This is a genomic window from Moorena sp. SIO3H5 (genome assembly GCF_010692395.1).
Taxonomy (GTDB): Bacteria; Cyanobacteriota; Cyanobacteriia; order Cyanobacteriales; family Coleofasciculaceae; genus Moorena.
In genome coordinates this window covers 1-9092 of record NZ_JAAHHS010000317.1, presented here as the reverse complement: position 1 = coordinate 9092, position 9092 = coordinate 1, and the positions used below count along the sequence as shown (strand labels likewise).

General features: G+C 43.2%; 8 protein-coding genes and 1 pseudogene. 5 read left to right on the top strand and 4 right to left on the bottom strand.

Going from position 1 to position 9092, the window contains the following annotated elements:
• Positions 1–250: 250 nt before the first annotated feature.
• Positions 251–448, top strand: coding sequence for a hypothetical protein (locus tag F6K52_RS26625; RefSeq protein ID WP_293085411.1), 198 nt, complete (start codon positions 251–253; stop codon positions 446–448).
• Positions 449–572: 124 nt separating this feature from the next.
• Here F6K52_RS26625 and F6K52_RS26620 read toward each other — a convergent pair whose 3' ends face one another.
• Positions 573–2132: a hypothetical protein gene (locus tag F6K52_RS26620; RefSeq protein ID WP_293085408.1), complete on the bottom strand. Its 1560-nt coding sequence runs from the start codon at positions 2130–2132 to the stop codon at positions 573–575.
• Positions 2133–2347: 215 nt separating this feature from the next.
• The gene (locus tag F6K52_RS26615) at positions 2348–4111 is read right to left on the bottom strand and encodes a calcium-binding protein (RefSeq protein WP_293085404.1); all 1764 of its coding nucleotides are present in this window, start codon (positions 4109–4111) and stop codon (positions 2348–2350) included.
• Between the two features lie 567 nt (positions 4112–4678).
• On the opposite strand from F6K52_RS26615, the gene F6K52_RS26610 reads away from it, so the two are divergent.
• A complete protein-coding gene (locus F6K52_RS26610) occupies positions 4679–4891 on the top strand; it encodes a helix-turn-helix transcriptional regulator (RefSeq protein ID WP_070391614.1) in 213 nt (70 codons plus the stop codon).
• A 210-nt stretch (positions 4892–5101) separates the two neighbouring features.
• Here F6K52_RS26610 and F6K52_RS26605 read toward each other — a convergent pair whose 3' ends face one another.
• Both F6K52_RS26605 and F6K52_RS26600 read right to left on the bottom strand, forming a co-directional pair.
• Positions 5102–5329 (bottom strand): hypothetical protein, encoded by a 228-nt coding sequence (locus F6K52_RS26605; RefSeq protein ID WP_293085401.1) that lies wholly within the window; start codon positions 5327–5329, stop codon positions 5102–5104.
• Between the two features lie 163 nt (positions 5330–5492).
• Positions 5493–6089, bottom strand: coding sequence for a LuxR C-terminal-related transcriptional regulator (locus F6K52_RS26600; protein ID WP_293085398.1), 597 nt, complete (start codon positions 6087–6089; stop codon positions 5493–5495).
• A gap of 491 nt (positions 6090–6580) precedes the next feature.
• Here F6K52_RS26600 and F6K52_RS26595 point away from each other — a divergent pair, with 491 nt between their 5' ends.
• From F6K52_RS26595 to F6K52_RS26585, 3 genes and pseudogenes are all read left to right on the top strand, one after another.
• Positions 6581–7285 (top strand): sigma-70 family RNA polymerase sigma factor, encoded by a 705-nt coding sequence (locus F6K52_RS26595; RefSeq protein WP_293085395.1) that lies wholly within the window; start codon positions 6581–6583, stop codon positions 7283–7285.
• Positions 7282–8199, top strand: coding sequence for a DUF1822 family protein (locus F6K52_RS26590; protein WP_293085390.1), 918 nt, complete (start codon positions 7282–7284; stop codon positions 8197–8199). Before F6K52_RS26595 ends, F6K52_RS26590 begins: the two co-directional genes overlap by 4 nt.
• Positions 8200–8321: 122 nt before the next feature.
• Positions 8322–9092, top strand: a pseudogene (locus tag F6K52_RS26585) (hypothetical protein); the annotation flags it as partial.

The window sequence follows — 9092 nt, the reverse complement described above, 5'->3', positions numbered from 1 at the left end:
CCTTTACAGCAGCGTCTTCTTGTTCTACTTGGGTTTTCAACTACTATTTATACTCAACTTGATGGTCAATCTTTTACTCCTGAGTAGCCTTTCTTATAACTCCCGAAAAAATGGGCGAACCGGGAGTTATAACTTAGCAAAATTTTGACTGTTTAGTCAAGATTGCCAGCAAAAAATTCCCTAATCCCACACTTGAGTAGGGATTAGGGAGTCGGTCGCACCTGTAGAATGGGCATGAGGCGTGGAAGCGATGCAGCGCGGTCTTGGGGGAAACCCCCATGAGCGACTGCATCAAGACACTGGCATCTTGCGTAGAACTGGCATCTTGCCAGTTTCTGCCGTGGTTTCCCCCATGAGCGACTGCCGTGGTTTCCCCCACTCGCGCTTTGCATCAAGACACTGGCATCTTGGTAGAACTGGCATCTTGGTAGAACTGGCATCTTGGTAGAACTGGCATCTTGGTAGAACTGGCATCTTGCCAGTTTCATGCTTATTTTCGGGCGGGCAGGATGCCCACTCTACTCCTATTCATTAATTGACTGACCCAACGGCAAGGATTAATTACTTATATCTTAAACAAACTGGATATCACTCATGTTATAGGAATTATCTGTGATAGCGATGATGTCAAGGTCAAAAGGAGCAATCAATTGAGAAGAGGTGCTGATATTGTCTGTTGGCCAAGCAGCAGAACTGGCTTGAGCACCAACACCAGTACTCACCTTAGAAAGATCTGGATTATTACCCTTGATTATGCTGTCAACAGCATTCTCAACCTGAGCCACATTGGGTTCACTGCTTCGAGCTGCTCCTGCTGCAACACTCTCAAACTTATTAAAGATGACGCCTTTCTGTAGAGCGATAAAGTTCCGTCCAAACACATAGTTGTCTCGTTTGAGTTGGAATTTGTCCTGACCACTTTTGAAATCCTCAATGAAAGCGTAAGCGTTTAACCCAAGGAATCCAGCGTCTTGATAGTAAACATTTTTCGAATCTCCAACAACAAACTCATCGCGACCGGAACCTCCAGTGACAATATCGATCTCGTTTGTTCCTGGTTTAAAACTAGACGGATCAACACCAACTATAGTGTCGTTACCACCAGCACCAATGATCTCGTCACTTCCTGCACCACCGGTAAGTTGGTTATCTTTATTATCTCCAATAATATTGTCATTTAGGGCGGCACCTTTGACATTAACAAAGTTCTCGACAGTGAAATTCAAGCTAGAACCGCCAGCAAGATTGACCTGCAAGCTTTGCTTTTGCAGATTCACGTTAATAGAAGCACCAGAGCCAGCAGAGGAAGTATCAATGGTATTAGCTTTACCTGGAGTTGCAACGATTTTCTCAACATCAACAAGCTCATCCCGACCAAAACTGCCTTTGTCAACTATACCCCTAGGTAAAAGGGTAATTGCTGTACCCAAGCCAGCGTAATTAACTGTATCTTTACCAGCATCACCAAACAAGACATCATTACCACTGTCCCCAAATATGGTGTCATTTCCGGAGTCGCCAAACACAAAATCGTTTCCACGACCACCAAACATCCTGTCGTCACCAAAGCCACCAAACATAACGTCATTGCCATCATTGCCCAAGACTATGTCGTTACCCTCAAATGCAAAGATTACATCATCTCCACCGAGACCAAGAACAATATCAGTGGAGCCAGTACCGAGCAGAAGGTCACTACGGGGAGTACCAATAACGAAATTAGGGAAGAAGAATGGGACAAACGGTCTGCTAGTCAGACTAGACGATGTAGTGGGCTCGACAACAGGAGACGTTATACCTGAAAATCCGACACCTACAGATTTTGGTCCACTTGATGAAGTTGCGCCCTCTAGTGTTACAAATACACTATCTTGTTTTGAAGCTGCTGAATTTCCTGCTACTGATAGTGTTTCTGCTGATATACCTGATATTCCCAATGACCCTTGTACAGCTGAGTTTTCTGCACCGCTCAAGCCGCCTATATCACTCAGGGCACTTAAATTAGACAAACCTGAAGCATTGCTGGACTTGACTTCTGTTACCTGTTTATTTTTAATAGCGTCGGGCAGTCGCTCTAGTATCTTGTTTGCTGATGGTTGGTTTTTAAGGATTGCCTGTTGAACTGTGGCCATAATGTCTTCCTTAGCGATCTATGGTATTTCGATGAAATCCCATGAAGACAAGCCTTGTAACGCCAAATTGGCTTTGTGATTGATTTGTAACGCCAAATTGGCAAGAAATTTGGTAATTAGTAATGGGTAATTGGTAGTTTATGATTACCTATCACCTATTACTAAAATACCAAAAATCTAGCAACTATTTCGGAGCTAATTAACCAAACTTGAGATTACACAAAGTGGATATCAGATTGACTATATCCGTCGGAAACGATAGCAATTATATCCAGATTAAAACTAGGAAGTATCCGACTGGACTCGAAGCTATCACCAGTGGTGTCAGCACCGAGACTTGAGCCAGAGTCTTTAATAACGCCTTCAGATAGGTTGTCAACAATGCTCTCAGCTGAAGCAACACTACTCAAATCATCATAGTAGAAGCCTTTGCGCACAGCAATAAAGTTTCGTCCAAACAGATAGTTGTCTTTTTTGAGTTGGATTTTATCCGTACCGGATTCAAAATCGGTAATTAGAGCGTAGTCATTGAGACCCAAGAATCCTCCCCCTTCATAGTAAGTATTCTTGCTATCTCCTAGAACAAACGTATCAGAACCAGCGCCTCCAGTTACGATATCCCTCTCGTTGACTCCTGGATTGAAACTGTTGGGGTCTACACCTACTATGGTATCTTTGCCACCACCACCAAGAATGTCGTCACTGCCTGCGCCACCAGTAAGTTGATTATTTTGGTTGTCACCAACAATGGTATCGTTGCGTCCAGTACCTTTGACATTAACAAAGTTTTCGACAGCGAAATCCAGCGTGCCATCACCAACAATATTAACTTGTAAACTTTCCTTCTGCAGATCTACATTCACAGAGGCAGTAGTACCAGCAGAAGAAGCATCGATAGTATTAACCTGACCTGCATCCCCAATGACTCTCTCAACCCCAATCAGTTGATCTTTGCCCAAACCCCCTTTATCAACGATTCCAGTTGGTAAAACAGTAATCCCTCTACCTAGACCAGTGTAATCCACTGTATCTTTTCCAGAGCCACCATCGATAACATCATTACCAGCGCTACCCCTAATGACGTCATCACCACCGCCACCGCTAAGTTTGTTACTTAGTTTATTGCCAGCAATAGTATCGTTGAGTCCAGTACCTTTGACATTAATAAAGTTCTGGACAGTGCGGTTGAGAAACGGACCACCAACAACATTAATTTGTAACTTCTCTTGTTGCAAATCAACGTTGATAGAAGAACCAGTACCGGCAGAAGAGGCATCAATGGTGTTAGCTTGATTGCGATCGCCAATAATAGTTTCTACTCGGATTAGTTCATCCTTGCCAAGACCATTTTTGTTAACGATTCCCGTGGGTAAAAGGGTAATGGCTCGACCTAAACCAGTGTAATCTACGGTATCTCTGCCATCTTGTCCGTCGAAAGTGTCATTGCCTGTACTGCCGATGAAGAGGTTATATCCAGTTCCCCCAGACAGAAAATCATCACCATTCCCACCATCAAGGGTATCGTTACCGGAACCACCAAATAGAAAGTCTTGACCATTGCCACCAGATACAAAATCGTTACCAGATCCACCGACAACAACATCCTGTCCATCTTCCCCAAACAGAAAGTCATTGCCAGCGAGACCAAGAATAATGTCATTGCCCCCGCGACCTAAAATAATATCGCTATCGTTAGTGCCCCGTAGAAACTCAGAACTGGGAGTACCGAGAATAAGGTTAAAGGGGTTTGGAAATATAGATAAACGTTTCGACAATTCATCGGAATAGGACTCGGAAACTACCCCTGATATATTTTCTGAGGTGATTTGAAGAGTCGTAGTTGAACTGTTACTGCCTTCGACGTTAGTATTGATCAGTCTTGAAGTTTGGCTACTTTCAACGTAAGTATTGAGCAGTGATGAGGGAACTTCTTTTAGTTCGTCTATTTCCACTTTCGAAATAGTTTTGATATCTTCCATTATAGGTCTTAATTAATTGATGAATTTTATAAAAAAAATTTTGTAAACAAAAACTCTACAACCTTTGCCGACAGTAGATTAATTTTTATATGTTAATAATGAAGACTATTTTTTTGTGATGTATCTTTAGTTTCCATCAAAACCAAATTCCAAGTCGGTTTGTTGCCAGGTTGGCAAATTTTGACTAATGGTTTGTTTTCTACAGGACTTACGCACACAATCCATGGGTAGGGTGGGCAAAACCTTGCCCACCCTACAGGTAGCTATATCAGTAATAAATTTGTTAAGGTACTTTTGTCTTGGGTTAATGGGAGTCGGGAGTCGCCGATGGAACCATTGAATGTACCTGATAAGTATGATCAGCGCGATACTAATTCTGGAAATTACCGCTACACATCGATTTAATCTAAAAAATCTTAAACCCTCTGCCCTGTACCCGAAGCTCCCCTGGTGTCAGAACCATGGAATTTAAATGAACACCAGCTTATGTAAGATAGTCTCTAGTGAGATTAGGGGTAACCTATAACTCAGTCAACTTAATTATGTTAACTTTTCAATAGGACAGTAATGACTAATTTAGGGGAAAACCTTAAAAAAAGACGAGAATCCCTAAATATCACCCAGCGGGAAATCGCTCATGAATTGGGCGTAACTGTTACCACAGTGCAAAATTGGGAAGCGGGCAGGCATATCCCCAAACTGTACCCAAATCAGCTCAAGGTATTGTGTGACCTGCTGAAAGTTACTCTAGATGAATTGGCAAAGTGGGTAACTGATTGAACGGTTGGGATCTAGCTAAAAAAAACGCCCCATATGGGGCGTAATGCTTTCCTATTAACCTAGGACAGTGTCCCAACAGTTAATCAAAAAACTAAAACAGGAGAGGATTATCGGTGTCACCACCTTGCCATTTTATTGGCTACTTGTTACAGCGCCTGTGAACCAAACTTTTCGCAAAACAATCAGAAAAAACTTTTTGGGGCAAAATCTTTAGGGAATAGGGAGTAGGGAATCGGGAGTAGGCAATAGCCAATGGGCGATAGGCAATAGGCAACAGGCAATAGGCAAAAGGGAAATAATTTTGTTTAACCGACTACTTATGACAACCGGAATCACCGTGTTTTTATATGATTTGTAAACATATGTATTGCAGGAATTGCCTTGCACATAAGAGGCAAAAGTCAAGATGGAAAAGAGATTCGGAGTGTTATTTGACAATGAAAAAATACCTCTTAGGTTTACATCTCATTTGGAAACCCTAGAGCGCGATTGGCCGTTGGCCACGCTACGCGAACGCACTAATAAAAAAAAATGCCCATGGGCAGGGCATTTTGTCACTTGTTACCAAGAATGTCTGTTTTCCAAATTGCTAATTATCGGCCTAAGCAGCCATTTCTTCCATCATCGTTGCCATTTGCTGCTTAACGCGAATATTTTTCATGTGCTTCTTGACCGTATTGAGGGTAACAAACAGTTCCGCAGCAATCTCTTTGTAGGAGTAATTGACTCGACGCAGTAACCAGACGTCTGCCTCACGGGCAGTTAAGCCATATTTCTGAACTTCAGCTAGGGCTATACTATGAATTGATTGACGTTGGTCTTCGAGGGTAACTATAATATAAGGCTGCTCAGATATTCTCAGGTTGAGCCATCTAGCCCGAATCCGAAACGTTGTGGAGTTAGTTGTAGTAATCTCTGAATCTATAATTACAGATTGATGGGGATAGAATTCATCACTGTCTTTCAAGGCTTCGCAGACACGCCAGATTTCTTTGGGCACCACCTTAAGATGTTTGGTGTTCGGTGTAAGTTGCTCACAAAAAACACGAGCGGTTTCATTGGTATGAACCAACTCTCCTTGTGTATTCAGAATTAAAACACCGTCAATAAAACCTTCTAGTACTCCTTGCAGTAGACCATTGTCTAACTGTTGCACCTGAGGAGCGGATTTTTCTAAAGTGTTGGTGAGAGTATACATGGTCTGTTGACCCACTAACTGGATTTGAAATTTAATGGTGCTTTTGACCCATTAAGAATTAAATTCGCCACGGGTCGCACCTGTTGAATCACACTTGGCTTAGTTATTTGTTACAGCGCCTGTCAACCAAACTTTTCGCAAAAAATCGGACAAAAAATTTTTTTGGGCTTTTTTGCGAAAAACCCCCCAATCACTCGTGTAAATAAATACTGGGTGACTTTTGCCATTTCCCAACATTGATGCCTAAGATGTCTAGGGATGGTCAATACTGAGTCCAGTCTTCGGGCTGCCCTTTGTAGCGCTTTTGATGGAGAGTAGAGGTTAGTGGTTAGGTTGAGCATCTACCAAAAATTAACCAATTACTAACAACTAACCTGATAAGCGCTATCGATAGACTAATGCGTACTAAACGGGATTGACCGTAGGCCACGCTAAACGCGATTGGCCGTTGGCCACGCTACGCGATCGCATTTACAACAGGGACATTACCGATGAAAAATCTAGATCAAATACTCCGTCAGCTGATAGATCAAGCATGTAATCATCCACCATTAAGTCTGGAACGTCGGCAAAAACTGAGCCAGATACATTTATTAGTGATGAAATCCCGCAAGCTTTGGAAAGAATATACCCCATACTATAATGACGCTCTGCAAGAGATGTGGGAATATTGCTGTGGCCATCCGGAAGAGTATGACCCGACTATTAAAGGTGTGATTACTTGGCTCGACGATGAACTAAAAAAGCGACTGAGACGATTTCGAGATGCTGGCTATAGACAACAAAAGCGGCAAATTACTGGCCTAAACACAGAGGAAGGTAAAACTCTTGATGCTGTAGATAGGGTACCAGCTGCTCCTGATCTACAGCCAGTTATGAAAATATGGCAAAAAACCTTGGATTGGGTTAAGACAGACCCAGACGGAGTGTTACGTCAGACTTGCTTTAGGAAACGTCCTGAGATTAATGCCCAAGTCCTAATTGAGCGGCGACTCCCTCCTGATCAGCCTTGGAAAACGATTGCAGCGGAATTTCAACTAACTCCGCCAGAAGCTAAAGATTTGCCCAAATTCTATAACCGTAAATGCTTACCCCTGTTACGAAAATTCGGTGTATGCGAGGGATATATAGAAGAAGAGTCAAAGATTTGTCGCTCGAAAAGCAGCAAAAAACCGCAACCTAGGAAAAAATCATGATACACAACGCCAACATGCTAGCAGATTGGTCAATCCCAATGCCGATTACCCAGTCGGCCTTAGAGATAGCCCAGCAGTTTGCTGACTACCAACCCACTAAGCAAAAGACTGAACAAGTCTATCTCAACACCCTGGCGGTGTGTGCGGTGAATAACTATTTAAGGATCTTGGGTATTCCCACTGACCTAACCGCAGGGGATAGCTGGAATTCAGTAGTGCGCTTGGCTGAAAATGTGGCTGACCTGAGGGTAACCGGTTTGGGGCGCTTGGAATGTCGGCCTATCAAAGCCGGTGATTTGACTTGTCCCATTCCCCAGGAGGTGAGATTTAACCGGATGGGGTATGTAGTCGTTGAGATTGATCAAGACTATACTGAAGCGACGCTGTTGGGATTTTCCCCAACCTCGGAAACCGGTGAATTAGTCATCCACCAATTACGTACCCTAAAAGATTTACCAGCCTACCTCGATCAATTTCAACCTATGACACAACTCAGTCAATGGTTGGAGCATATGTTTGAGGCAGGTTGGCAGAGTGTGGAAACCCTTTTAGGTAACCAACGTGCTCAGCCAGCTTTCGCCTTTAGAACCAAGTCTGATCAGAGCATTAGGCGATGTAAACAGATTGAATGGGGCAAACCTAATCAAGGGGTGGCTCTGGTTGTAGCACTGACTCCAGAATCCGAAACGACCTTGAATGTTCTGCTACAACTCAATCCTATCAATGGTCAAAGCTATCTACCCCCCAATTTGCAGTTGCTCTTGCTAGATGAAGAGCAAGAAATGCTGATCAATGCCCAAGCCAGAAACCAGGATCAATCCATTCAATTGGATTTTAGTTGCGAAGCCGGAGACCGTTTCAGTGTCAAAGTTGCTCTGGATAATGCCAGTGTGATCGAAGAGTTTGTGATCTGAATTCCCAAATCCGCTGTTCCCTATTCAGTACGCGCTATAAATGAAAATAACATCAGGCAAAATACTGATTTTTGACGGTTGACAGTCAACCGTCAACCGTCAACCTTTAAAAAACTAAGCCAATGGCAAAGCTAGTAACTCTTAAGCTGGATGGGGATTTTGAGGAAGGTTTTCGGGTCACTCTGCAAATTGGCTCAGAAGGCGAAGGTCCGGAAACAGAACTTACTGGCAGATTGCCTGCAGCCCCCAATTTAGTCAACCACTATCATGAATGGCGGTCAAACTATCGCAGTCTGGGGAGCTCTTTACGAGCAATTAAAATTAAACGAGTGGCAATCGGTGGTTCCATCGAAAAGCATAGTCAGGGATTATGCGATCGCTTAAATCGGTGGCTCAAGTCAGAATTATTTAGTCCACTGCGGGAAAAGTGGCTAGAGAAAGTGGGCATTACCGAAGAAGTCCGGGTGCTAATTCGTACCAAAAATCCCCAGCTCAGGCAGCTTCCTTGGCATCAGTGGGAATTTTTAGAGCGTTACCACCAAGCAGAAATTGCCCTAAGTACTCCAGAGTATCAACAACCAAGCAAATCGCACCAGAGCCGTGATCGACACAAGGTTAGAATTCTAGCAATTCTGGGCAATAGCGAAGGAATTAATATCCAACAAGACCGACAATTATTAGAGAATTTACCCTTTGCAGAGGTTACCTTTCTAGTAGAACCACCACGGCAGAAGCTCAACGAAACCCTGTGGGAGCAACCTTGGGATATTTTGTTTTTTGCAGGTCATAGTGAAACCGAAGCAGGAAGGGGTCGGATTCATATCAATCAGACAGATAGCTTAAGCATTGACGCACTCAGAGAAGGCCTCAAAAAGGTCATAGAAAGGGGGTTG